Here is a 24,963-nt window from a genome sequence, read left to right as displayed (position 1 = left end):
CGGTGGCCCGCGATCACGCCGCGCCGGCCTTCACCTGCCTTTCGTGCCGTTCGGCGGGTGTGCCGGGACTACTTCTTCGGGTTCTTCAGACCGAGGTTGACGAAGTCGTACTGACCGCTGTAACCGTCGGTGGTGTAGACGTTCGCCAGGTTGTCCGAGCGCCAGTTGAGGAACCGCTCGAAGACGAAGGGCAGGTAGTACGCGCCCTCCATCACCTTGTGGTTGATCTCCGTGGCGATCTTGGTCTTGCCGGCGTCGTCCAGGGTGGTGACGTACGACGAGAACAGGCCGTCGATCGTCTTGTCCTTGATGAGCGCGTAGTTGTTGTTACCGCTCTGCGCGATGTACTTGCTGTTCCACAGCGGCAGACCGAAGCCCTGGACGGACGGGAAGTCCGGACCCCAGCCCATGATGATGATGCCGTAGCCCTTCTTCTGCACGTTCGAGGGGCTGCCGATGATGCCGGTGGTCTGCGAGCCGTCGTACTGGTCGATCTCGGCGATGATGCCGATCTTCTTCAGCGACGCCTGGAGGGACTGGGCGGTGGCCACCTCGACCGGCTTGTTGTTGCGCACCGCGATGGTGGTCTTGAAGCCGTTCGGCTGACCGCAGGCCTTCAGAGCCGCCTTGGCCTTGGCCTCGTTGCCGCTCTTGTCGGCGCCGGAGATCTGGTACGGGTCGTACTTCTGGCCCTCGGAGCCCGGGACGGACGGCGGCAGCATGTTGGTGCCGATGTCGCCACCGGCGACCGGGCCGCCGCGGGCGGTCTGCAGCGACACGTGGTCGGCGCCGTAGATCACGGCCTTGCGGCACTCGATGTTGTCGAACGGCTTCACGCTCTGCGGGAAGACCGCGTAGCGGATGTAGCCGGAGACCGGGTTGTCCAGGTTGGCCTTGTGCTCCTTCAGGGCGGTGGTGCGGCCCTGCGGCGACATGCCGGTCTGGTTCAGGTCGAGGTCCAGGTCACCGCTGATCAGACGCTGGTCGAGCTGGTTGGCGTCCGAGAAGAACTGGATGCTGATCTGGTCCGGGTAGGCCTTGCGGACCGGGTCCGAGGCCTGCTTCCAGTTGGTGTTGCGGACCAGCTTCAGGTCCTTGCCCGGGGCGTAGGACGCGAACTTGTACGGGCCCGAGGAGAACGGCTTCAGGCCGTACTTGGACTTGGTGTCCATGTCCTGGCGGACCGGCGAGGCCGAGACCAGGGCCAGCATCTCCTCGAAGTCCGAGTTGGCCTGCGGGAGGTGGAAGACGATGGTCTTGTCGTCGGGCGTGTCGATCGCCTTCAGACCCAGCTTGTCCGCGGAGGTGTCCTTGTAGGGGCCCTTGTACGCGCCGGTCGGGTCGAGCACGTCCTTCAGGTACGTCGGACCGCCGGACAGCACGTCCTGCGCCCACACGCGCTCGATGCCGTACTTCACGTCCTTGGACGTGATCGGCTTGCCGTCCTCCCACGTGCTGCCGTCACGCAGGGTGTACGTGTAGGTCTTGCCGTCGTCCGTGACCTTGGCGGTCGAGGTGGCGAGGTCCGGGGTGATCTCGGCGCCCGCGGCGCCCGGCTCGGCCTTGTTCGTGACGAGCTGACGGCTGTAGTAGCGGGCGAAGTTCCACATCATGCCGTAGTAACCACGCGTGGTGTCCCACGAGTCGGCATCCTGCGCGGCACCGAACTTCAGGGTGCCGCCCTTCTTGGCCAGCGACGCCTGAGCGACCTTGTTGTTCGCGGCGTCGAAGCCGGCGGCGCCGGTGCTCGAGCCCTTGTTGTCGTCTCCGCCACCGCCGCACGCCGCCGTGGTCAGCAGCGCGGCGACCGCGGCAGCAGCGGCGAACGCCTGCTTCCGCCGCCCTGAGGTGCGTTGGGTAGTCACGATCTCGGATCCTCCGGATAGATGAGAGATACCCCGTGTGAGGCCACGGGACGGTTGGGGTGCTGGGGGTGCTGGGGTGCTGTGATGGGGCAGGTCAGCGGCTCGGCGGTCGGCCGTCAGCGGGAGGCCTTCGGGTCCAGCGCGTCCCGGATGCCGTCGCCGAAGAGGTTGAAGGCCAGCACGGTGATGAAGATCGCCACACCCGGGACCACCATGTACATGGGGTCCGACTCGTAGTAGTCGATCGCGCTCGAGAGCATCTGTCCCCACGAGGCGGTGGGCGGCTTGACGCCGACGCCCAGGAAGCTGAGCGCCGCCTCGGTGAGGATGTTGGTGGGGATCATCATCGTCGTGTACACGACGATCGGGGCGACGAGGTTGGGCAGCAGTTCCTTGAACAGGATGTACAGCCGTCCCGCGCCCAGCGACCGGGCGGCTTCGACGTACTCGCGCTCACGCAGCGAGAGCGTCTGGCCGCGCACCACGCGTCCGATGTAGGGCCAGCCGAAGAAGCCGATGACCAGGATCATCACGAAGACGCGCACGCTGGAGCCGGTGAGGCCCAGCATGTCGTTCGGCATGACGGAGACCAGCGCGATGATGAACAGAAGCTGCGGGAACGCCAGCAGACCGTCCATCACCCGGCTGATCAGGGAGTCGACCCAGCCGCCGAAGAAGCCGGCGAGGATGCCCAGCACCGTTCCGAGGATCACGGCGACCACTGCGGACAGGAAGCCGACCAGCAGGGAGATCCGGGCGCCGTAGAGGATGCGGGCGAAGATGTCACGGCCGTTGACCGGCTCGACGCCGAGCAGATGCTCGCCGCTGAGACCGCCCAACGAACCCGTGGGGGTACCGAACAGCGGGTCGATGAGGTTCTCGTGGTACTCGTTCGGGTCCTGCCCGAGCAGCCCGGTGATGACCGGCGCGAACAGCGCGATCACGACGAGGAAGAGCACCACGACGCCGCCCGTGAGGGCCAGCTTGTCCCGCTTGAGGCGCTCCCAGGCGATCCGGCCCAGGGAACGACCCTGTACGGCCTTGGCGTCGCCGGCTGCTACCGCCGCTTCCTCGGCCGCGCTCGGGGCCGCTTCCGCGGTCGGCTCGTGCAATGGTGCCGTCATCTGGCAGGGACCCCTCTCAACCGGCGGTAGCCGGCCCGCACTTTGCCGCGGTAGCGGCGTGATCAGTCCGTAATACGCAGGGGGGACGAGCCCCCTGGTGCGGGAGTCTTCAACGCTTTGGCGATCTGTTGCCAGACTTGGCCGTGAATGGATGCGTAAACGTGATGCGGGTAGAAGGATTCCGTTATCCGGACGCCGGGTAACGTCCCTCGGACGCGAACGAATCGGGCCAGACAGGACAGAAACGGAATCAATCGCCGCTATCTACGCGCGAAGACATCTGAAACCTACTTCACGGTAGGAGACCAGGGAAGCGGGGAGAGGCGGGAGGTGCGGGAGAGGCGAGAGATGTGGGAGGGGCGGGAGAGGCTCGGGCGTCAGTAGCGGCCGGTGGGCGGGTAGCCGTAGCCGCCCACGGGGGCCTGGGCGGCCGGTGCCGGGGCCGGGGCGTGGGCGTGGGCGTGGGCCTCGCGGTCGTAGAAGGGGCGGGCGTTGGCGCGCATCCACATCACGACCGGGTCGTACTCGTCGGTCATGGCGACCGTCGACACCGGCAGCCCGTCCGGCACCGCGCCGATCGACTGCTGCATCATCGCCCGTACGGCGTCCACGGCCGACGGCGAGGAGTCGTACACGTCGAGGCCGAGGGCCAGGTAGGGGGCGCCCAGGGCGGGCTGCACCCAGGCGCGGCGCAGGGCGCGGACCGCCGAGGTGCGGTGGGCGTTCTGCGCGAGCAGGGCGTAGAACTGCGGGATCTCGATGCCGGGCTCGGACAGCCGCAGCGGGCCGGCCGGCTGGCGTTCCAGACCGGTGGCGATGCGGCGCAGGTCCAGCCAGGGGATGCCGACGCCGCCGCCGGGGGCGTGCGGGTTCAGCCACAGGCCGTAGTGGTCGGGGTAGAGGGTGCGGGCCGCGTCGACTCCGTCGACCACCTCGTACGAGCGGTTCCAGCCGCTCGCGCTGAGTTCCTGGGCGGAGGTCACGCAGGGGGCGTAGCCGTGGCCGTCGACCTCCATGTTCCCGTACTGGGCGTCCGGGGAGCCGGCCTGGCCGTGCCACAGGAGCATCCAGAGGCGGCCGGCGGCGGGGGTCGCGAGGGCGCGCAGGAGCGCCTCGTAGGCGTCGTAGCGCCCGGGCGTGACCTGGCGCAGCATGTGCTCGACCGAGCCGGTCGCGGCAGTGCCAGCGCTCACTTTTTATCGCCCCTTCGGAAGTTGCCCTGCGTTCTGGTCCAGCTTAGGCGCTCCGCTGGGCCGAGCCGTTGAGAGCTCGGGGCTGATTGTGCGTCGGCGGATGCAAGTTGAGTGTGGCTGGGCGCGCAGTTCCCCGCGCCCCTTCGGGTGGGCTGCCGCTCGGGCCGATGCCTAGTGAAGGCTCGTGTAGAAGGGGCGGGCCCTTTCCCTCATCCATTCGGCTACCGGGTCCTGGGTCACGTCCAGGAGGACGAGGTTGACCGGCCAGGGGGGTGGGGTGGTGTTGAGGGCTCGGCCCAGGGCCTCCAGGGGGAGGGCGCGGAAGTCGCCTTCCCACTGGGTGAGTTCGACTCCTACGAACATCACCGGGTCCGCCGTCTCGATCGCGGCGAGGCAGCGGCGGGCCGTGCGGACCACGCCCGTGGCGTCGAACTCGGCCGAGGCCGCGGCGAGGAAGTCCACCGGGTCGTCCTGCCAGTCGGGCTCGTAGAGGCGGACCCGGCCGCCGCCCGAGGGGCCGTCCAGCGGAGTGCGGCCCGCCCGGCACAGCTCGGCCACGGCCGGCGGCGGCAGCGGGATGCCGACCATGCCCTCGGGGTTCACCAGGATCCCCACCTGCGGGGGCAGCCCGCGGGCGAACTCCACGGCCGGTGCGATCGTGAACGACATGTGCGAGCCGACGACCTGGCGGAACTGCTCCTCGGAGCTGAAGACCGGCACGTAGACCTGGCCGTCGAGGTCCAGCGTGGGCAGGTCGAGGGGGCCGCTGTGCGGGCCGCCGCCGCCCGGCAGCGGCACCCAGACGAAGCTGCGGCCGAGCACCTCGACGATCCGGCCGCCGGCCGCGGGCACGCCGAGGGAGACGGAGAGCACCTCCTCCAGCTCGTTGCCGGGCCATCCGCCGTGCGAATGGGGGTGCGCCTGCGCCGGGAAGTCCGCGGAGAAGTCCGTCGGGTAGTCCGCCGGGGGGAAGTCCATCTGCCTACCGCCTGCTAAGAACTGCTCACTTCACTCTGCTGTGGCTGAAGGCTAGCGGGTACCGGTGACAGTCCCCGAGCCGCCGGTTCTCCGGTCGCCGTGCTCAGCCGGTGAAACCGATCCGGCGCAGGGTGTCGGCCGCGGCGCGGTCGAGCAGGACCGCCGAGCCGCAGCCCTCGGGCAGCCGGCCCTGCTCCACCGAGCGCAGCAGCCGCGAGGCGGCGTGCCGGTGGCGCAGGAACGCGTACCGCGAGACGCCCCGGCCGCGCTCGCGCTGGCCCTCCAGGGCCGTGTCGGCGCCGACGTCGAGCAGGAGCAGGTGGAGGGTGCCGCCGCGGCGGCGGGCCTCGCGGGCCAGCCAGTCGCGCACCCAGGTCTGCGTACCGCAGTCGTGCACGACGACGCCCGCGCCGCCGCGCAGGGCGCGGTGCAGTCCGGCGTAGTGGGCGAGGCGGACGAGGGGGCGGTAGAGGGCGTAGGGCAGGAAGCGGGGCGCGCGGGCGTCCCAGCGGTCGCGGGTGTCCTGGGAGTCGATGCGGACGCCGCTCACGGCCCGCTTCATGAGCGTGGACTTGCCGCTGCCGGGCAGGCCGGTGACCACGACCAGGTCGCGGGGGCCGAAGAGCAGGCCGTGCGGGCTGCGGCCGGCCCGCTCGCGCAGGTCGCGGACGACGGGCCCGGGCTGCGCGCCGCACGCCTCCCGGGTCGGGGCGCCGGGCTGCGCGGGCAGCGCGAGTCCCGAAGCGGTCGCGAATGCAGTGGTCCTGGCCGTGGTCGTCCTGTTCACCGTGATCGTCCTCCCCTGGGGTCAGGTAGTCCTCATCCCCACCGAGCGTAAAGAGAAGGTAATGCGTCGCGCCTCGCGATTTCGTGCGGTTACCGACACAGGCCGGTTACAGATGCGGCCTGGCCCGTTACGGATGTGGCCTGCCGCGATCGGGGTGGCCCGTGCGATGATGGCCGCGCCAACTGCATACCGGCCGTTCGAATCCGCGCGGGAGAGTCCTCGGCAGCAGCAGCCTTGCATCGCCATCGCATCGCTGTGCCGGGGCGCCGAAGGAGCAAGTCCCTCCCTTGAATCTCTCAGGTCCCCGTTACCGCGCGGGCGAGGCACATCTGAAAAGCGGGTCACCCTCCGGTGGCTCCACCCAAGGTGCAAGTCATGACCGACCCCGTCGCACGGGCCGTCATGACGAACCTCTCAGGTTCCGATGACAGATGGGGAGGACCGACCTCGCCGTCATGCCTTGGGAGACGACCGTCCGATGAGCAGTAACACCCCGACTTCGCTGCGTCATACCGCCCTCGACGCCGTGCATCGTGCGCTGGGCGCGACCATGACCGACTTCGCCGGCTGGGACATGCCCCTGCGCTACGGCTCCGAGCGCGACGAGCACAACGCCGTCCGTACCCGGGCCGGGCTCTTCGACCTCTCGCACATGGGCGAGATCACCGTGACCGGGCCGCAGGCGGCCGCCCTCCTGAACTTCGCGCTGGTCGGCGACCTCGCGGCGGTCGGCGTGGGCCGGGCCCGCTACACCATGATCTGCGACGGGGACGGCGGCATCCTCGACGACCTGATCGTGTACCGGCTCGCGGACGCCGAGTTCATGGTCGTCGCCAACGCCTCGAACGCGCAGGTCGTGCTGGACGCCCTGGTGGAGCGGTCCGCCGGCTTCGACGCCGAGGTGCGCGACGACCGCGACGCCTACGCCCTGATCGCCGTCCAGGGGCCCGAGGCCCCGGGCGTCCTGGCCTCGCTCACCGACGCCGACCTCGTCGGCCTGAAGTACTACGCCGGTCTGCCCGGCGCCGTCGCCGGTGTGCCCGCGCTCATCGCGCGCACCGGCTACACCGGCGAGGACGGCTTCGAGCTGTTCGTGAAGCCGGAGCACGCCGTCGAGCTGTGGCAGGCGCTGACCGAGGCGGGCGCGGGCGTCGGTCTGGTCGCGTGCGGGCTGTCATGCCGGGACACGCTGCGCCTGGAGGCGGGCATGCCGCTGTACGGGCACGAGCTGAGCACCTCCCTCACCCCCTTCGACGCCGGGCTCGGCCGGGTGGTGAAGTTCGGGAAGGACGGCGACTTCGTGGGGCGCGAGGCGCTCGCCGCGGCGGCCTCCCGGGCCGCGGAGAAGCCCCCGCGCGTCCTCGTCGGGCTGGTCGCCGAGGGCCGTCGCGTCCCGCGCGCGGGGTTCGCGGTCGTCGCGGACGGCGCGGTGATCGGCGAGGTCACCTCCGGCGCCCCCTCCCCCACCCTCGGAAAGCCGATCGCGATGGCGTACGTCGACGCGGCCCACGCCGCGCCGGGCGCCACGGGCGTCGGCGTGGACATCCGGGGCACCCACGAGCCGTACGAGGTCGTGGCACTGCCCTTCTACAAGCGCCAGAAGTAGACACTGACAGACACTGACGCCGACACCGACGTGGACACCGACGTGGACACTGGCGTGGACACTGGCGTGGACACCGGGGCCGAAGACACGCCCCGAAGTCGCGCCCCCGTGCGTGACTCTGCGCACCTTCGCGCTGCTCACGCACGGTTTCAGTAGACCCCCATTCACCAGCACTCCCCGCGTACAGGAGAATTCAGGCCATGAACAACCCCCAGCACCTGCGCTACAGCAAGGAGCACGAGTGGCTGTCGGACGTCGAGGACGGCGTCGCGACGGTCGGCATCACGGAGCACGCGGCGAACGCGCTCGGCGACGTGGTGTTCGTGCAGCTTCCGGCGGCCGGTGACTCGGTGACCGCGGGCGAGTCCTGCGGTGAGCTGGAGTCGACCAAGTCGGTCAGCGAGCTGTACTCGCCGGTCGACGGCGAGATCGTCGAGGTCAACCAGGACGTCGCCGACGACCCGTCGCTGGTGAACTCCGCCCCCTTCGGGGGCGGGTGGCTGTTCAAGGTACGGGTCGCGGGCGAGCAGCAGGAGCTGCTGTCCGCCGACGAGTACACCGCCTACACCGCCGGCTGAGGAGCAGGAGACGCATGTCTGTCCCGTCTGTACCGTCCGTCCCGTCCGTTCTGAACACGCCCCTGCACGAGCTCGACCCGGAGATCGCCGCCGCGCTCGACGCCGAGCTGCACCGCCAGCAGTCCACGCTCGAGATGATCGCGTCGGAGAACTTCGCTCCGCTCGCGGTCATGGAGGCGCAGGGCTCGGTCCTGACCAACAAGTACGCCGAGGGCTACCCGGGCCGCCGTTACTACGGCGGCTGCGAGCATGTCGACGTGGCCGAGCAGATCGCGATCGACCGGATCAAGGAGCTGTTCGGCGCCGAGTACGCCAACGTGCAGCCGCACTCGGGCGCGTCGGCCAACCAGGCGGCGCTGTTCGCGCTGGCCCAGCCCGGCGACACCATCCTCGGCCTGGACCTGGCGCACGGCGGCCATCTGACCCACGGGATGCGGCTGAACTTCTCCGGCAAGCAGTTCAACGTGGTCGCGTACCACGTGGACGACGCCGGGCTGGTCGACATGGCCGAGGTCGAGCGGCTCGCCAAGGAGAACCGCCCCAAGGTGATCATCGCGGGCTGGTCGGCGTACCCGCGGCAGTTGGACTTCGCCGAGTTCCGCCGGATCGCGGACGAGGTCGGCGCGTACCTGTGGGTCGACATGGCGCACTTCGCGGGCCTGGTCGCGGCGGGTCTGCACCCGAACCCGGTCCCGTACGCGGACGTCGTCACGTCCACCACCCACAAGACGCTGGGCGGCCCGCGCGGCGGCATCATCCTGGCCAAGAAGGACTTCGCGAAGAAGCTGAACTCGTCCGTCTTCCCGGGCTTCCAGGGCGGTCCCCTGGAGCACGTGATCGCGGCGAAGGCGGTCTCCTTCAAGGTGGCCGCCTCGGAGGAGTTCAAGGAGCGCCAGCGGCGCACGGTGGCCGGCGCGCAGATCCTCGCCGAGCGGCTGACCGCGCCGGACGCCCGTGAGGCCGGCGTGAACGTCCTGTCGGGCGGCACGGACGTGCACCTGCTCCTCGTCGACCTGCGCGAGTCCGAGCTGGACGGGCAGCAGGCCGAGGACCGGCTGCACTCGGTCGGCATCACGGTCAACCGCAACGCGGTCCCGAACGACCCGCGCCCGCCGATGGTGACGTCCGGGCTGCGGATCGGCACCCCGGCGCTCGCGACCCGCGGCTTCACGGCCGAGGACTTCGCGGAGGTCGCGGACGTCATCGCGACGGTGCTCAAGCCGTCGTACGACGCGACGCGCGACGCGGATGGTCTGAGGGCGCGGGTCGTCGCCCTGGCGGACAAGCACCCGCTGTACCCGGGCCTGACCAAGTAGTCCGCAAAGGTCACGTAGTTCACATAGTTCAGGTAGTTCCCTTTTGTGGGGTGCCCCGCACACTCGTGGGTGGGGCACCCCTCCCCCGCACCACCCTGTATTGACTGTATTGAGGAGTCATTGTGGCCATCTCGGTCTTCGACCTGTTCTCGATCGGCATCGGCCCGTCCAGCTCCCACACGGTCGGCCCGATGCGCGCCGCCCGCATGTTCGCGCGGCGACTGCGCGCCGAGGGCCTGTTGGACTCCGTGGCGTCGGCCCGCGGCGAGCTGTACGGCTCGCTCGGCGCGACCGGTCACGGGCATGGCACGGTGAAGGCGGTCCTGCTCGGCCTGGAGGGCGCTTCGCCGCGCACGGTGGACGTGGAGGGCGCGGACGAGCGGGTGGAGCAGATCAGGGCCGCCGGCCGGCTGAATCTCCTGGGCGAGCGCGAGATCCCGTTCTCCTTCGACGACGACCTGATCCTGCACCGCCGCAAGGCCCTGCCGTACCACGCGAACGGCATGACGCTGTGGGCGTACGACGCGCAGGGCACGGAGCTGTTCGCCAAGACGTACTACTCGGTCGGCGGCGGCTTCGTCGTGGACGAGGACGCGGTCGGCGCGGACCGCATCAAGCTCGACGACACGGTCCTGAAGTACCCCTTCCGCACGGGCGACGAGCTGCTGCGCCTGGCGAAGGAGACGGGCCTGTCGATCTCCTCCCTGATGCTGGAGAACGAGCGTGCCTGGCGCACGGAGGACGAGATCCGCACCGGGCTGCTGGAGATCTGGCGGGTGATGCAGTCCTGTGTGTCCCGGGGTATGTCCCGCGAGGGCATCCTGCCGGGCGGCCTGCGCGTCCGACGCCGGGCGGCCATGACGGCCCGTCAACTGCGGGCGGAGGGCGACCCGTTGGCGCACTCCATGGAGTGGATCACGCTGTACGCGATGGCGGTGAACGAGGAGAACGCGGCCGGCGGCCGGGTCGTCACCGCCCCCACGAACGGCGCGGCCGGCATCATCCCGGCCGTCCTGCACTACTACATGAACTTCGTGCCGGGCGCCGACGAGGACGGCGTCGTCCGCTTCCTCCTCGCCGCCGGCGCGATCGGCATGCTCTTCAAGGAGAACGCCTCCATCTCCGGCGCCGAGGTCGGCTGCCAGGGCGAGGTCGGCTCCGCCTGCTCGATGGCGGCGGGAGCACTCGCCGAGGTCCTGGGCGGCAGCCCCGAGCAGGTCGAGAACGCGGCCGAGATCGGCATGGAACACAACCTCGGCCTGACCTGCGACCCGGTCGGCGGCCTGGTCCAGATCCCGTGCATCGAACGCAACGGCATGGCCGCGGTGAAGGCGGTCACGGCGGCGAAGATGGCCATGCGCGGCGACGGCTCCCACAAGGTGTCCCTGGACAAGGTCATCAAGACGATGAAGGAAACGGGCGCGGACATGTCCGTCAAGTACAAGGAGACGGCCCGGGGCGGGCTGGCGGTGAACATCATCGAGTGCTAGCGGGACGGGCCCTGACCAGCGCGTTCGTTTCTTTCAGCGCTGTCGGGGCCTTCCCTGCTTACGCGGCGGGAAGTCCCTGGAAACTCCCTGGGATGTCCCCGGCTTGAGATGGGTTCCGAGGCTGGGAGAGAGGGCATCGGGCCAATATGCCGTCCATGGTTCGGCGGTCAGTAGGCCCGGACCCCGTGCCTACTGAAGCGATCGCGGACCTTCTGGATCAGGTCGGGGGCGGGCACGGGATTGTCGTGCAACGGGAAGGGGATGCCGAGGGCTTCGTACTTCGCGGCGCCGAGTTTGTGGAAGGGCAGCACGTCGACCCGCTCGACCGCGCCGAGTCCCGCCACGAAGCCGGCCAGGGCGTCCACGGACTCCAGGTCGTCGGTCCAGCCGGGGACCAGGACGTACCGGATCCACATCGGGATGCCGAGCCGGTCCAGCCTCGTCGCGAAGTTCAGGGTGGGGGCAAGTTCGCCGCCGGTCACTTTCCGGTAGGTGTTGACGTCGAAGGACTTGATGTCCAGGAGCACCAGGTCGGTGTCGGCGAGGAGTTCGTCGGTGGCGCGGGCGCCCAGGAAGCCGGAGGTGTCGAGCGCGGTGTGCAGGCCTGCCTCCTTGCAGCGGCGCAGGATCTCCCCGGCGAACGCGGACTGGAGCAGTGGCTCGCCGCCGGTGAGGGTGACCCCGCCGCCGGCCGTGGTGACGAAGCCCTGGACCTTCCCGATCTCCGCCATCACCGCGTCGACGCTCATCTCCCGGCCGTCGCGCATGTGCCAGGTGTCGGGGTTGGCGCAGTACAGGCAGCGCAGCGGGCAGCCGGAGACGAAGAGGACGAACCGGGTCCCGGGACCGTCCACGCCGGTGGACAGGTCCCAGGAGTGGATCCGGCCGGTGGTCGCGGTGCGCACCCTGCTCACAGCGATCCGTGGAAGGTGCGGCTGATCACGTCGAGCTGCTGCTCGCGGGTCAGGCGGACAAAGTTGACGGCGTAGCCGGAGACGCGAATGGTCAAGTCCGGGTATTTGTCCGGGTGTTCCATCGCGTCTTCCAGAGTGGCGCGGTCGAGCACGTTGACGTTCATGTGGAAGCCGCCGGCCGATGTGTAGGCGTCGAGGATGCCCACCAGGTGTCCGGCCCGCTCGTCCGGGTTGTGCCCCAGCCCCTCGGGCGTGATCGTCGTCGTCAGCGAGATCCCGTCCCGGGCCTGTTCGTACGGCAGCTTCGCGACCGAGAGCGCGGAGGCGGCGACCCCGTGCCGGTCGCGGCCGTTCATCGGGTTGGCTCCGGGCGCGAAGGGCTGCCCGGCGTGGCGGCCGTCGGGGGTGTTGCCGGTGTGCTTGCCGTAGACGACGTTCGAGGTGATCGTCAGGACCGACTGGGTGTGCTCGGCGCCCCGGTAGGTGGGGTACTGGCGCACCTTCGCCATGAAGGACTCCACCAGGCCTACGGCGATGCCGTCGGCGCGGTCGTCGTTGTTGCCGTACGCCGGGAAGTCGCCCTCGGTGCGGAAGTCGACGGCGAGGCCGCTCGCGTCCCGGAACACCTTCACCCGGGCGTACTTGACGGCGGACAGGCTGTCCGCCGCGACCGACAGGCCGGCGATGCCGCAGGCCATGAAGCGGTGCACGGGGTAGTCGTGCAGGGCCATCTCGACGCGCTCGTAGGCGTACTTGTCGTGCATGTAGTGGATGACGTTGAGCGCGTTGACGTACGTCCGGGCCAGCCAGTCCAGGACGTGGTCGTAGGCCTTGGACAGTTCCTCGTAGTCCAGGTACTCGCCGGTCAGCGGGTCCGTCGGCGACGCGATCTGTTCGCCGGTCATCTCGTCCCGGCCGCCGTTGACCGCGTAGAGCAGGGCCTTGGCGAGGTTGACCCGGGCGCCGAAGAACTGCATCTGCCTGCCGACCCGCATCGCCGAGACACAGCAGGCGATGGCGGTGTCGTCGCCGGTGCACGGGCGCAGCAGCTCGTCCGACTCGTACTGGACGGCGCTGGTGTCGATCGAGACCTGGGCACAGAACTTCCTGAAGGCGAAGGGAAGTTGGGGCGACCACAGGACCGTCAGGTTGGGTTCGGGTGCGGGGCCGAGGTTGTAGAGGGTCTGCAGGAAGCGGAAGGAGGTGCGGGTGACCAGGGTGCGCCCGTCCTCGCCCATGCCGCCGATGGACTCCGTCACCCAGGTCGGGTCGCCGGAGAACAGGGCGTCGTACTCGGGGGTGCGCAGGAACCGTACGATCCGCAGCTTGATCACGAAGTCGTCGACGAGTTCCTGGGCGCGCGTCTCGTCCAACACACCTTCGTCCAGGTCGCGTTGGAGGTAGATGTCGAGGAAGGTGGAGGTGCGGCCGAGTGACATCGCGGCGCCGTTCTGCTCCTTCACGGCGGCCAGGTAGGCGAGGTAGAGCCACTGCACGGCCTCGTGGGCGGTGACGGCGGGGCGCGAGACGTCGCAGCCGTACGTGGCAGCCATCCGCGTCAGCTCGCCCAACGCCCGTGTCTGCTCGGCGAGTTCCTCCCGGTCCCGGATGACCTCAATACTGGACGCACAGGCGTCGAGCAGGGCCCGCTCGGCCTTCTTGGCCTCGATCAGGCGGTCCGTGCCGTACAGCGCCACGCGCCGGTAGTCGCCGATGATCCGGCCGCGGCCGTAGGCGTCGGGCAGGCCGGTGATGACGCCGGCCTTGCGGGCGGCCCGCATTTCGGGGGTGTACGCGTCGAAGACACCGTCGTTGTGGGTCTTGCGGTAGGTGCCGAAGACGCGCGAGACGAACGGGTCGGCCTCGTAGCCGTACGCCCTGAGGCCGTTCTCGACCATGCGCAGGCCGCCGTTGGGCATGATCGCGCGCTTGAGCGGGGCGTCGGTCTGCAGGCCGACGATCAACTCCCGTTCGCGGTCGATGTATCCGGGCGCATGCGAGGTGATCGTCGACGGGGTCGCCGTGTCGACGTCGAGAACGCCCTTGCGGCGCTCCTCCGGGAACAGGGAACTGACCTTCTCCCACACGGCTCGCGTGCGGTCGGTGGGACCGGTCAGGAAGGACGCGTCACCTTCGTACGGCGTGTAGTTGGCCTGGATGAAGTCGCGCACGTCGACGCGCTCGCGCCAGGAGGTGCCCGCGAAGCCGCGCCACGCCTCGGAGGCGCGCGTGCCGGCTACCGCTGTCGTTGTCATCGCCGGTTCTCTCCCTTGCCTCGCACCTGAATACCTCTGTGTCGATGGTCCTGCGACGCCGTGATCACGGGGAGGGCCGGCCAGGGCCCTGGTCACGGCCGTCCGGCCCTCTCGCGGGGCCGAACGGCCCACCCCCGTCACGGACGCTCACACGACGGGCAGCTCCGGGCGCACGAGCGTGCCCGACCTGCCGTGGACGATCTCGTACGCCGCGTCCAGGGCGCCGATCGCGGCCAGTCCCCCGGTGTGTTCGACGAAGCGGGCGGCGGCCTCGGTCTTGGGGCCCATCGACCCCTCGGGGAAGCCGCCCCGGCGCAGGTCGGCGGGGGTGGCGCCGAGGACGGGCTGCTGGTCGGGGGTGCCGTAGCCGGTGTAGACGCAGGGCACGTCGGTGAGGATGAGCAGGAAGTCGGCCTTGAGGTCCTCGGCGAGCAGTGCTGCCGTGAGGTCCTTGTCGACGACGGCCTCCGCACCGGTGAGCGCGCCGGTGTCGGGGTCGGCGGTGACGGGGACTCCTCCGCCGCCCGCGCAGATGACGAGCGTGCCGCTGCCCAGGAGTTCGTGGATCGTGTCGGTCTCCAGGATCCGTTCGGGTGCCGGGGAGGGGACGACGCGGCGCCAGCCGGTGGTGTCGGCGGCGATGTGCCAGCCGCGTTTGCGGGCGAGCGCGGACGCCACGTCGTAGGGGTACACCTGGCCGACGAACTTCGTGGGGTGCTCGAAGGCCGGGTCGTCGGCCCGGACGAAGGTGTGGGTGACCAGGGCGGCGATCCGGCGGCCAGGCAGGGCGTCGTGCAGGGTGCGGGCCAGCAGGGAACCGATCATGCCCTGGGTCTGGGCGCCGAGCAGGTCGAGGGGGTAGGGGGCGCTCAGGGCCGGGTCGGCCGCGCTCTCCACGGCGAGCAGGCCGATCTGGGGGCCGTTGCCGTGGGTGATGACGATCTCGTGCTCGGTGGCGAGGGCGGCGATCGCGGTGGTCACCCGGTCGATGTTCGCCAACTGGACGGCTGCGTCGGGGTGTTCGCCGCGGTGCAGCAGGGCGTTGCCGCCCAGCGCGATGACGATGCGCATGGCTCAGTCCTCCAGGGTGGCGACGAGTACGGCCTTGATGGTGTGCAGCCGGTTCTCCGCCTGGTCGAAGACGATCGAGGCGGGCGACGAGAAGACCTCGTCGGCGACCTCCAGGCCGTCCAGTCCGTAAGTGTCGAAGAGGTCCTGGCCGAGGTGGGTGCGACGGTCGTGCAGGGCCGGCAGGCAGTGCATGAACTTCACGTCCGGGTTTCCGGTGGCGGCCAGCGTCTTGTCGTTCACCTGGTACGGGAGGAGCAGCTCTATCCGCTGCCGCCAGGTGTCGGCGGGCTCACCCATGGAGACCCAGACGTCGGTGTGCAGGAAGTCCGCTCCGTGCACTGCGGTCTCGACGTCCTCGGTGAGGGTGATCCGGGCCCCGCTGCCCTCGCCCGACTCCCGGCAGGCGGCGACCAGTTCTGCCGCCGGCCACAGCGCGCGGGGCGCGGCGATGCGTACGTCCATGCCGAGCAGGGCGCCCATCGACAGCAGCGAGTTGCCCATGTTGTTGCGGGCGTCGCCGAGGTAGCAGTAGCTGATGTCCGGCAGGGGTTTGGGGCTGTGCTCGTCCATGGTGAGGACGTCGCACAGGCTCTGGGTGGGGTGCGCGGTGTCGGTCAGGCCGTTGTAGACGGGGACCCCGGAGCGGGCGGCGAGTTCGGTCACGATCGACTGGGCGGAGCCGCGGTACTCGATGCCGTCGAACATCCGGCCAAGCACCCGGGCGGTGTCGGCGATGGACTCCTTGCCGCCGACGTGTGTGTCGCCGGGGCCGAGGTAGGTGGTGTGGGCGCCCTGGTCGGCGGCGGCGACCTCGAAGGCGCAGCGGGTGCGGGTGGAGGTCTTCTCGAAGATCAGCGCGAGGTTCTTGCCGGTCAGCCGGGGCTGTTCGGTGCCGGCGCGCTTGGCGGCCTTGAGGTCGGCGGCCAGGTCGAGGAGGTGGTGGATCTCGGGGGCGGTGTAGTCGAGTTCGCTCAGGTAGGAGCGGCCTCGCAGGTCGACGGTCATGGTGAAGTCCCCTTGCTGGGTCAGGCGGCCGGGTCGCGTTCGATGGGGCAGCTCATGCAGCGCGGTCCGCCCCGGCCGCGGCCGAGTTCGGCGCCGGCGATGGTGACGATCTCGACGCCCTGCTTGCGGAGGTAGGTGTTGGTGGTGACGTTGCGCTCGTAGCCGACGACGACACCGGGGGCGAGGGCGAGGAAGTTGCTGCCGTCGTCCCACTGCTCGCGCTCGGCGCTGCGGATGTCCTGCGGCGCGGACAGCATCCGGACCTTGTCCAGGTCGAGGGCCTCGGCCAGGGCGCCGGCCAGGTCGGAGTTCGGGGTGACCTCGAAGCCGGTCTCGCGGACGTCGCTGGGTGTGAGCGTCCACGAGCGGAGGGAGTCCGCGAGGCCCGGATAGACGGTGAAGGCGTCGCGGTCGACCATCGTGAGCACGGTGTCGAGGTGCATGTAGGCCCGGGCGGCGGGCAGTTGGACGGCGAGCAGGCGGTTTGCGGTGCCGGTGGCGAAGAGCCGGGAGGCCAGGTTCTCCACGGCCTGGGCGGTGGTGCGCTCCCCCATGCCGACCATGACGGCACCGTTGCCGAGGACGTGGACGTCGCCGCCCTCCAGGGTGCCGACCGCGCCGTCGAGGAGTGGTGTGGTGACCGTGCCGGAGAACATCGGGTGGAAGCGGTAGATGGCCTCGGCGTGCAGACTCTCGCGGCGCCGGGCGGTCTTGGCCATCGGGTTGACCGACAGGCGGTCGTACATCCAGCAGGAGTTGTCGCGCGGGAAGAGGTGGTTGGGCAGCGGCGTGAGCGCGAAGTCCTCGGCGTCGAGGGTGTTCCAGACCAGGCTGTGCGGGGTGGGGAGCGTCAGGTCGCTCTTGAGGATGCCGCCGATGAGGTGGCCGGCGAGTGTCTCTCCGTCGAGGTCGACGCACAGTTCGCGCAGGGGGTCGATCAGTGCCGGGCCTACGGTGGCCGGGGTGACGACTCGCTCCAGCAGCCAGTCGCGGGCCTCTGGGTCGGCGAGGGTCTGGGTGAGCAGGTCGGCGAAGTAGTGGACGCGGGCGCCGTGGTCGCGCAGGACCTGGGCGAAGGCGTCGTGCTCCTCGCGGGCGCGCTTGGCCCACAGGATGTCGTCGAAGAGCAGGGCGTCGACGTTGCGCGGGGTCAGCCGGGAGAGTTCCAGGCCGGGGCGGTGCAGGATCACCTGGCGGAGGCGGCCGACCTCGGAGTCGACGTGGAAGGCGGTGGCGTTCATGGCGGGGCTGCTCCTCGGGTCGTACGGGCGGGGCCTGGCGCGGGGCGCGGTCAATCGCGGTTGCGGATGCGGTCGCGCCGGAGGCCACCGATGCGGCCGGTCGGCACTGCGCGGGAGATCCGCCTGACCGGAGGCGTCGCGGTCTCGGGGGCCCGGCGCTCAGGGGCGGGCGCCGGGGCCGGCGCCTCGCCGTACACGCCCTGGCCCCGCTTCAGCCACACGTACACCGGGATGCCGAGCAGCAGGACGAACAGGCCGTAGTACACGGTCTGGTAGCCGCTTCCCTGGATCGCCCAGTACGAGAAGACCATCGCCAGGACGGAGACGGTGATGTCGCGGGCCAGGCGTCGGCCGGCGATGCTCTCGCGTCCGCGTACCAGCAGCCAGTACAACTGGGCGGCGGCGGAGAACAGGTAGGGGATCACGGCCGTGAGCACGCTCAGCAGCACGATCTTGGTGAAGACGTCGTCGAAGCGGGTGTAGCTGAACACGGTGATGAGCGAGGCCAGGACGGTGGAGGCGACGATGCCGAAGACGGGGACGCCGTTCTCGCCGCGGAGTTCGGCGAAGGCGCCGGGGAAGAGTCCGTCGCGGGCGGCGGCGTACGGCATCTCGGCGCAGAGCATGGTCCAGCCGTTGAGGGCGCCGATGCCGGAGACGATCGCGGCGACGGCGACCGTGTCGCCGGCCCAGGTGCCGCCGAGGATGTTGTTGGCGGCGTCGGTGAACGGGGCCGTCGACGCGCCGAGTTGACCGTGCGAGACGGTGCCGAAGACGGCGAGGGTGCCCAGGATGTAGATGACGGCGCAGGCGAGGGTGCCGTAGACCGTGGCGCGCGGCACGTTGCGGCCCGGCTCGCGGACGCGGCCTGCGACCACCGAGGCGGCCTCCAGGCCGATGTAGCTGAACAGGGCGATCGGCGCGGCGGCCGAGATCGCGCCCATCGCCGACTGGCCGCTGGCGTTGAACGGACCGAAGTTGTGCGGGTCGACGAACAGCAGGCCGATGGTGGCCATGAAGAGCAGCGGGACGAACTTCAGCACGGTGGTGAACACCTGGAAGGCGCCCATGTTCCGTACGCCGGTGAGGTTGATCGCGGCGGGTATCCAGAGCCCGATCAGCGCGATGAGGATCGAGATCGCCGTCTTGTGGCCGGTGTTGACGAACACCTCGACATAGCCGACCCAGGCCACCACGATCGCGGCGTTCCCCGCCCAGGCGGTGATCCAGTACGACCAGGCGTTGAGGAATCCGGCGAACTCGCCGAAGGCCTCACGGGCGTAGACGTACGGTCCGCCGCTCCCCGGGACGCGCTTCGACAGCGCCCCGAAGGTCACCGCCAGCGCGAGTGCGCCCAGCGTGACGACCCCGAACGCCACGAGCGCGATCGGCCCGTACGGCGCGAGAGCCGAGGGGAGCGCGAACACCCCGGTCCCGATGATGGTGCCGACCACGAGCGCGGTCGCACCGGAGAGGCCGAGTGCCGCCTTGGGAACCGCCCCTTCACTGCTTCTTGGCGTCCTGGGCATGGTGGTGCTCCTTGTGCGGGTCGTTACGGGGGAATCGATCTGTGCTCGATCCTTCTCGGCGGCGGTGATCGTGGTCAGTGGCCGAATATCCCCACCCGGGGCCGTTGGTCCCGGCTGTCAGGTCCCGATCGGCCCATCGAGCGGCCGGTGGCCTGAGCGCGGCTCGTCGACGAACCGGCCGTCAGGAGCAGCGATCCGTCCGGTGGTCCTCTCCCCTGGTGAAGCAGCCCCCGATACAGGGCCATCGGCCGGTGGGCAGGGACCTCCGGCCCCTGCCCACGCCAACGCCCCGCGAGTTGGCTGCTGGCATGGCCGCCACGCTCGCCCCGAGCAGTCCGGCGCCACCCCGCGCCCCCACACCGCACAGCCACACCGGGTGTCCGGCGCGCAGGGCCCTGAACACTGTCGGCCGCCCGTACGACCCGGGCGGCAGAACGGAGGGACGTCATGGCAGACGCTCCGCGCTCGTCCCACGCCTACCTCGTGGGCGGCGGCATCGCTTCCCTCGCGGCCGCCGCCTTCCTCGTCCGTGACGCGGATTACCCCGGTGAGCGCATCCACATCCTGGAGGAACTCCCCGTCGCCGGCGGCTCGATGGACGGCAGCGGCGAACCCGCCGGGTACGTCACCCGCGGCGGACGGATGCTGGAGGAGGAGGCCTACACCTGCCTGTGGAACCTCCTGGAAACGATCCCCACCCTCACCGACGAGACGGTGTCGGTACGCGAGGAGATCACCGAGTTCAACGCCAAGTGGCCCACCGACGCCAAGGCCCGCCTGATCGGCCACGGCACGACGATCCTGGACGCCGCCGACTACGGCCTCGACACCCGCGACCGCCTGGAGCTGACCCGCCTGCTGGTGCTGCCCGAAGCGGTCATCGGGGCCCGCAGGATCGAGGACTTCTTCTCCCCGCACTTCTTCGCCACCCACTTCTGGACGATGTGGCGCACCACGTTCGCCTTCCAGAACTGGCACAGCGCCATCGAGCTCAAGCGCTATCTCCTGCGCTTCATGCAGGAGTTCCCACGCATGCACACCCTCGCCGGCGTGCGCCGCACCCGCCTCAACCAGTACGACTCGATCATCCGGCCACTGCGCGCCTGGCTGGAGTCGCGTGGTGTGGTCTTCGAGTACGGCGTGCGGGTCACCGACGTCGACTTCATGACCGACGAGGACGGCGTACGGCGGGCGCGACGCCTGCACCTCGAACGCGACGGGCACCCGGACACGTACGAACTCACCGCCGACGACTACGCGTTCCTCACCCTGGGCTCGATGACCGCCGACGCCGCCTACGGCAGCGACGACAGCGCGCCCGAACTGGTCCGCGACAAACGGGACGGCGGATGGCGGCTCTGGGAGACCCTCGCCGCCAAGGCCGACGACTTCGGCCGGCCCACCGCCTTCAACGGCAACGTGGACGAGGCCAAGTGGGAGTCCTTCACCCTCACGATGCGCGACCCGCTTCTCCTGCACCGCATCGAGGAACTGTCCGGCAACCTCCCCGGCACGGGCGCGCTGATGACGTTCAAGGACTCCAACTGGCTGATGTCCATTGTCGTGCCACACGCCCCGCACTTCGACGGCCAGCCCGAGGACGTCCACACCCTGTGGGGCTACGGCCTGTTCACCGACCGCGACGGCGACTTCGTCGGCAAGCCGATGGCCGAGGCCACCGGCCGGGAGATCCTCACCGAACTCCTCGGCCACCTCGGCATGTCGGACATCGAGGAGCAGGTCGCGGCGACCACGACCGTGATCCCGGTGATGATGCCGTACATCACCAGCCAGTTCGCCCCACGCACCGTGCACGACCGGCCCCTGGTCATCCCGCGCGGCTCCGCCAACTTCGCCTTCCTGGGGCAGTTCACGGAGATTCCGCAGGACGTGGTCTTCACGGTCGAGTACTCCGTGCGCGGCGCGATGCACGCCGTCCACGGTCTGTTCGGCCTCGACGACCGCGAGATACCGGGCATCTACCACGCCCTGGCCGATCCGGCGACGGCCTTCGACGTGCTGAAGGCCGCGCTGGGCTGAGGAGCTCCGGGCCGCTTCGGCCTGTGCGGTTCCCGTCGCAGGCCGAGGCTCCACGGACGCTCGCCGTGAGCCCGGCGCCGATTCCACGTTGCCCTCGTCAACACTCTTCGCTTCGACCGAATCTGAGGTACGAGAGGATGCCGACGATGTTCCCGCATGCGGAGACGGCGAGTCAGACCTGCAGCGGGTCTGTTGTGTGCGGGCGTGCGTGCGATGTCGGCGACCATGCAGAAGGCAGCGGGGAGAATCACCGTCATCGCCACGATCGCGACTCACGGCGTGGGCGGTGCCACGGACTCAGGCACTCCTGGTGATCCGACTGCACCGAAGACTCCATCGCCGCGGCCCAGGACGCGACGTGCCCCTCGCCTTCCGCTCCCGGCCTACCTGCTGTCGCTGCCCCCGGTCGTGTCCATGAGGGCCGCCCGTCCGGCCTCCAGCCGTGCCGCCGGTATGCGGAACGGCGAGCAGGAGACGTAGTCGAGCCCGACCCGGTGGAAGAAGTGGATGGACTCGGGGTCGCCGCCGTGTTCGCCGCAGACTCCGGTCTCCAGGCGGGAGTTGACGGCTCGGCCCGCCTCGACGGCCATCTCCACGAGTCGGCCCACGCCCTCCTGGTCGATCGTCTCGAACGGCGACACGCTGAAGACTCCCTTCTCCAGGTACAGCGGGAAGAAGGATGCCTCGGCGTCGTCCCGGGACAGGCCCCAGGTGGTCTGGGTCAGGTCGTTGGTGCCGAAGGAGAAGAAGTCGGCGTACTCGGCGATGCGTCCCGCGGTGAGTGCGGCGCGCGGCAGCTCGATCATCGTGCCGATCGGGCAGTCGAGGGTCGTGCCGGTCTCCTCCTGGACCTCGGCGAGGACCGCCTCCGCCTCGGTGCGCGCGAGGCGCAGTTCCTCGACCGTGTCGACGAGCGGGATCATGATCTCGGCGCGCGGCCTGCCGCCGGCCCTCAGTCGCGCGACCACGGCCTCGGCGATCGCCCGCACCTGCATGGCCATCAGACCGGGCACGGCCAGGCCGAGCCGGACGCCGCGCAGTCCGAGCATCGGGTTCTGCTCGTGCATCCGCTCGACGGCGGCGAGCAGTTCGCGGTCGTGCGGGTCGGGGTGCTCGGTGCGGGCCAGGCTTACGGCCAACTCCGTGCGGTCCGGCAGGAATTCGTGCAGGGGTGGGTCGATGAGCCGGATGGTCACCGGCAGTTCGTCCATGGCCGTCAGGATTCCGGTGAAGTCCTCGCGTTGCAGGGGCAGTAGAGCGGCGAGGGCGTCCTGGCGGGCGTTGTCGTCGCGGGCCAGGATCATCGCCTCGACCAGTGCCCTGCGCTCGCCGAGGAACATGTGCTCGGTGCGGCACAGGCCGATGCCCTGTGCGCCCAGGCTGCGGGCGCGTACGGCGTCCTCGGGGGTGTCGGCGTTCGCTCGGGCTTCGAGGCGTCGTACGGAATCGGCGTGGGTGAGGGCGCCCAGGACGGCTTCCGTCAGCGGGCCGCTCGCGGTGCCGGTCTCCAGGGCGCGACCGACGTCGGACGCGGTCAACGGGAGTGCGCCGAGGTGGACGGTGCCGGCGGTGCCGTCGACGGAGACGGTGTCGCCCTCGTGTACCGACACCCCTGATTCCGTGGTGAATCGGCGCGCCGCCGGGTCGACGGTGAGGGCTTCGGCGCCGCAGACGCAGACCTTGCCCATGCCGCGTGCGACGACGGCGGCGTGGCTGGTCTTGCCGCCCCGGCTGGTCAGGACGGCCTGTGCGGCGATCATGCCGGGGAGGTCGTCGGGGGTGGTCTCGCGGCGGACGAGGACCGTGGCCTCGCCGGCCGCGGCGCGTCGTACCGCCTCGGCGGAGTCGAAGACCACGACGCCCACTGCCGCGCCTGGGGAGGCCGGGACACCCTGAGCGAGGGGCACGTCGGCCGGGGTGGTGTCGAAGCGGGGGAACATCAGACGGGTCAGTTCGGCGCCGTCGACACGGACCAGGGACTCGTCCGGTGTGATCGTGCCCTCCACGCGCAGGTCGTGGGCGATACGGAAGGCGGCCTCGGCGGTGCGCTTGCCGACCCGGGTCTGGAGGATCCACAGCTTGCCGCGTTCGACCGTGAACTCGACGTCGCACAGGTCGCGGTAGTGGTGCTCCAACATGCGCAGGTGATCGGCGAGTTGGAGATAGGCGCGCGGGTTGAGCCGCTTCAGCTCGCTCAGGGGCAGGGCGTCGCGGACGCCCGCGACGACGTCCTCACCCTGCGCGTCGGGCAGGTAGTCGCCGTACATGCCGCGTTCGCCGGTGGCGGGGTCGCGGGTGAAGGTGACGCCGGTGCCGCTGCTTTCGAACGTCACGGCGGAGCGGAGGTTGCCGAAGACCATCGCCTGGACGTTGACGGCGGTGCCGAGGTCCTCGGAGATGTGTTCGCGGTGGCGGTAGATGCGGGCACGTTCGCCGTTCCAGGAGTCGAAGACCGCGCGGATGGCGCGGGTTAGCTGCTCGGCCGGGTCCTGGGGGAATTCCTCTGACACCGCTCAGGCCGCGTGAGCCGAGTACCAGCAGCTCGGACTCCTCGGCCGCCGTCAGCAGGGCGGCGGTCGCGGGACCCTCCATCTGCTCGTCGTACGGGCGGAGGTTCGGGGCGACGGCACGGATCCTCGCCTTGGCCTGCCGCAGGATGCGCGCCGCCTGATGGCGCTGGGCGGCCGTGACGGGCTCGCCGTCGTCCTGGCGCGGGTGCCAGTTCCAGGCGTGCACGAGCCGCAACGGCAGATCGCGGCGTGCCGCCTCGCGGGCGGCCCAGTCGGCGGCGGCGAGACTCTCGGCGGAACCGTCGACTCCGGCGGTGACGGGCGGCAGCATGATCCGCACCTCCTGCGCTCGGTCTGCTCCTCCCCTCCAGCGTCGTCCCGCGGCCTACCGGCAGGTATGGGCCGCCAGGTCTCCAACCGGGGTCCGTTCGGCCCCAGCGCGCACCCGCCTCGCGCGGTCAGAGTGGTAGGGCCACGGACCTGGAGGGCGGCACACCATGGAACGAGTGATCATCACGGGCGTCGACCGGTCGCCGCGCAGCCGCGTCGCCGCGGACTGGGCGGCGCGCGAGGCGCTGCGGCGCGGGCTGCCTCTGCGGGTGGTGCATGTGGCGCCGCCCGAGAACCTGGACCCGGTGGAGCACTGGCCCTACCGCCCGGACATCGTGGCGGACCACGTGCTCGCCGAACTCACCGCACGGCACCCGTCGTTGACAATCCGGGCGGTAAGCGTCACCGGAGCGCCCGTCCCCGAGCTGCGGGCGGCGAGCGCGCACGCGGAGCTGGTCGTGCTCGGTCTGCGCGGCGAGGGGCAGCACGCCCGGACGCCCCTGGGCTCGACCGCGGCGGCCCTCGCCACCGGGTGCGCCGGGCCCCTGGTGCTCGTACCCGGGACCCTCGCGGGACTCGGTGTGTCGGGTCACACCGACGCGGTGACCGTGGGTGTCGACGCCCGGAACCCGGCGGTCGGCGCGCTCGGCTTCGCCTTCGAGGCCGCCCGGCTGCGCCGTGTCCGGCTGCACGCGGTGCACGCCTGGGCGCTGCCGGCGGGCGCCGACGCGTCGCCCGTCTTCGTGTCGGAGACGGACCGTGCCACTTGGGAGGACCACGAGGAGGACCTCCTCTCCGACGCGCTGCGTCCGTGGCGCGGCAAGTACCCGGACGTCGACGTTCAGGAGGACGTGCTGCTGTTCCCGCCGGCCGAGGCCCTGGCCCACGCCTCCGAGACATCCGGGCTGGTGGTGATCGGACGCCACACCGCCCCGGGCGCCACCGCCCAGGCCCTCCTGAAGCACGCGCACTGCCCGGTCGCCGTCGTGCCGTCGTAGCCCGCAGGGCAGGTTCGGCCCCGGCGGACAGGCCGTTCGGCCTCTGTGGGCCGGGGAGAGCGCGGCGCACGTCGAGAGGTATGACGAGGCCTTCCACGACCGACCGGGCTACGGCAACGCGCCGCGCTCACCG

Annotated in this window: 18 protein-coding genes, 1 pseudogene and 1 riboswitch; of the genes and pseudogenes, 6 read left to right on the top strand and 13 right to left on the bottom strand. The window is 70.4% G+C overall.

What is annotated here, in order from left to right; all coding sequences use genetic code 11:
- Positions 1 to 68 precede the first annotated feature (68 nt).
- The 5 genes from BMZ82_RS20410 to BMZ82_RS20390 form a co-directional block, all read right to left on the bottom strand.
- Positions 69 to 1,865, bottom strand: a complete 1,797-nt coding sequence (locus BMZ82_RS20410; protein ID WP_093777757.1) for an ABC transporter substrate-binding protein — start codon at positions 1,863 to 1,865, stop codon at positions 69 to 71.
- 116 nt (positions 1,866 to 1,981) lie between these two features.
- A complete protein-coding gene (locus BMZ82_RS20405) occupies positions 1,982 to 2,989 on the bottom strand; it encodes an ABC transporter permease (RefSeq protein WP_093777755.1) in 1,008 nt (335 codons plus the stop codon).
- Positions 2,990 to 3,366: 377 nt separating this feature from the next.
- Positions 3,367 to 4,143 carry an enhanced serine sensitivity protein SseB C-terminal domain-containing protein gene (locus BMZ82_RS20400; protein ID WP_093777753.1) on the bottom strand — a complete coding sequence of 259 codons (777 nt, stop codon included), beginning with the start codon at positions 4,141 to 4,143 and terminating at the stop codon, positions 3,367 to 3,369.
- 210 nt (positions 4,144 to 4,353) lie between these two features.
- A complete protein-coding gene (locus tag BMZ82_RS20395) occupies positions 4,354 to 5,160 on the bottom strand; it encodes an enhanced serine sensitivity protein SseB (RefSeq protein ID WP_093777751.1) in 807 nt (268 codons plus the stop codon).
- A 103-nt stretch (positions 5,161 to 5,263) separates the two neighbouring features.
- Entirely contained in the window at positions 5,264 to 5,947 is a 684-nt protein-coding gene (locus BMZ82_RS20390; protein WP_093777749.1) for an AAA family ATPase, read from the bottom strand.
- Between the two features lie 198 nt (positions 5,948 to 6,145).
- Positions 6,146 to 6,270, top strand: a riboswitch (glycine riboswitch).
- 155 nt (positions 6,271 to 6,425) lie between these two features.
- Here BMZ82_RS20390 and gcvT point away from each other — a divergent pair.
- The 4 genes from gcvT to BMZ82_RS20370 all read left to right on the top strand — a co-directional run bounded on the left by gcvT (position 6,426) and on the right by BMZ82_RS20370 (position 10,937).
- Complete coding sequence (gene gcvT, locus BMZ82_RS20385) at positions 6,426 to 7,553, top strand: glycine cleavage system aminomethyltransferase GcvT (protein WP_093777747.1); 1,128 nt, start codon at positions 6,426 to 6,428, stop codon at positions 7,551 to 7,553.
- 200 nt (positions 7,554 to 7,753) lie between these two features.
- Positions 7,754 to 8,131, top strand: coding sequence for a glycine cleavage system protein GcvH (gcvH, locus tag BMZ82_RS20380; protein WP_093777745.1), 378 nt, complete (start codon positions 7,754 to 7,756; stop codon positions 8,129 to 8,131).
- 14 nt (positions 8,132 to 8,145) lie between these two features.
- Positions 8,146 to 9,447, top strand: a complete 1,302-nt coding sequence (glyA, locus tag BMZ82_RS20375; protein WP_093777743.1) for a serine hydroxymethyltransferase — start codon at positions 8,146 to 8,148, stop codon at positions 9,445 to 9,447.
- 122 nt (positions 9,448 to 9,569) lie between these two features.
- A complete protein-coding gene (locus tag BMZ82_RS20370; RefSeq protein WP_093777741.1) occupies positions 9,570 to 10,937 on the top strand; it encodes an L-serine ammonia-lyase in 1,368 nt (455 codons plus the stop codon).
- 167 nt (positions 10,938 to 11,104) lie between these two features.
- On the opposite strand, the gene pflA is transcribed toward BMZ82_RS20370, so the two are convergent.
- The 6 genes from pflA to BMZ82_RS20340 form a co-directional block, all read right to left on the bottom strand.
- Entirely contained in the window at positions 11,105 to 11,842 is a 738-nt protein-coding gene (gene pflA, locus BMZ82_RS20365; protein WP_093777812.1) for a pyruvate formate-lyase-activating protein, read from the bottom strand.
- Between the two features lie 5 nt (positions 11,843 to 11,847).
- Entirely contained in the window at positions 11,848 to 14,106 is a 2,259-nt protein-coding gene (pflB, locus tag BMZ82_RS20360) for a formate C-acetyltransferase (protein ID WP_093777739.1), read from the bottom strand.
- Positions 14,107 to 14,253: 147 nt separating this feature from the next.
- On the bottom strand, positions 14,254 to 15,177 hold the full coding sequence (locus BMZ82_RS20355) for a carbamate kinase (RefSeq protein WP_093777737.1): 924 nt from the start codon (positions 15,175 to 15,177) through the stop codon (positions 14,254 to 14,256).
- 3 nt (positions 15,178 to 15,180) lie between these two features.
- The gene (gene argF, locus BMZ82_RS20350) at positions 15,181 to 16,182 is read right to left on the bottom strand and encodes an ornithine carbamoyltransferase (protein ID WP_093777735.1); all 1,002 of its coding nucleotides are present in this window, start codon (positions 16,180 to 16,182) and stop codon (positions 15,181 to 15,183) included.
- Between the two features lie 20 nt (positions 16,183 to 16,202).
- A complete protein-coding gene (locus BMZ82_RS20345) occupies positions 16,203 to 17,423 on the bottom strand; it encodes an arginine deiminase (RefSeq protein ID WP_093777733.1) in 1,221 nt (406 codons plus the stop codon).
- Between the two features lie 50 nt (positions 17,424 to 17,473).
- Positions 17,474 to 18,877, bottom strand: a complete 1,404-nt coding sequence (locus BMZ82_RS20340) for an amino acid permease (RefSeq protein WP_371271270.1) — start codon at positions 18,875 to 18,877, stop codon at positions 17,474 to 17,476.
- 522 nt (positions 18,878 to 19,399) lie between these two features.
- On the opposite strand from BMZ82_RS20340, the gene BMZ82_RS20335 reads away from it, so the two are divergent.
- Positions 19,400 to 20,992 carry an oleate hydratase gene (locus BMZ82_RS20335; RefSeq protein WP_107487676.1) on the top strand — a complete coding sequence of 531 codons (1,593 nt, stop codon included), beginning with the start codon at positions 19,400 to 19,402 and terminating at the stop codon, positions 20,990 to 20,992.
- 383 nt (positions 20,993 to 21,375) lie between these two features.
- Here the strand turns inward: BMZ82_RS20335 and ppdK are convergent, their stop codons facing one another.
- Together ppdK and BMZ82_RS20325 are read right to left on the bottom strand one after the other, a co-directional pair.
- Positions 21,376 to 23,502, bottom strand: coding sequence for a pyruvate, phosphate dikinase (gene ppdK / locus BMZ82_RS20330; protein WP_256252015.1), 2,127 nt, complete (start codon positions 23,500 to 23,502; stop codon positions 21,376 to 21,378).
- A gap of 49 nt (positions 23,503 to 23,551) precedes the next feature.
- Positions 23,552 to 23,833: pseudogene (locus tag BMZ82_RS20325) on the bottom strand (universal stress protein); the annotation flags it as partial.
- 166 nt (positions 23,834 to 23,999) lie between these two features.
- Between BMZ82_RS20325 and BMZ82_RS20320 the strand changes: the two are divergent.
- Positions 24,000 to 24,830 (top strand): universal stress protein, encoded by an 831-nt coding sequence (locus tag BMZ82_RS20320; protein WP_093777729.1) that lies wholly within the window; start codon positions 24,000 to 24,002, stop codon positions 24,828 to 24,830.
- Positions 24,831 to 24,963 lie beyond the last annotated feature (133 nt).

Origin of the sequence: Streptomyces sp. yr375 (genome assembly GCF_900110755.1) — a bacterium.
Taxonomy (GTDB): domain Bacteria; phylum Actinomycetota; class Actinomycetes; order Streptomycetales; family Streptomycetaceae; genus Streptomyces.
This window is presented reverse-complemented; position numbering and strand designations above follow the sequence as displayed.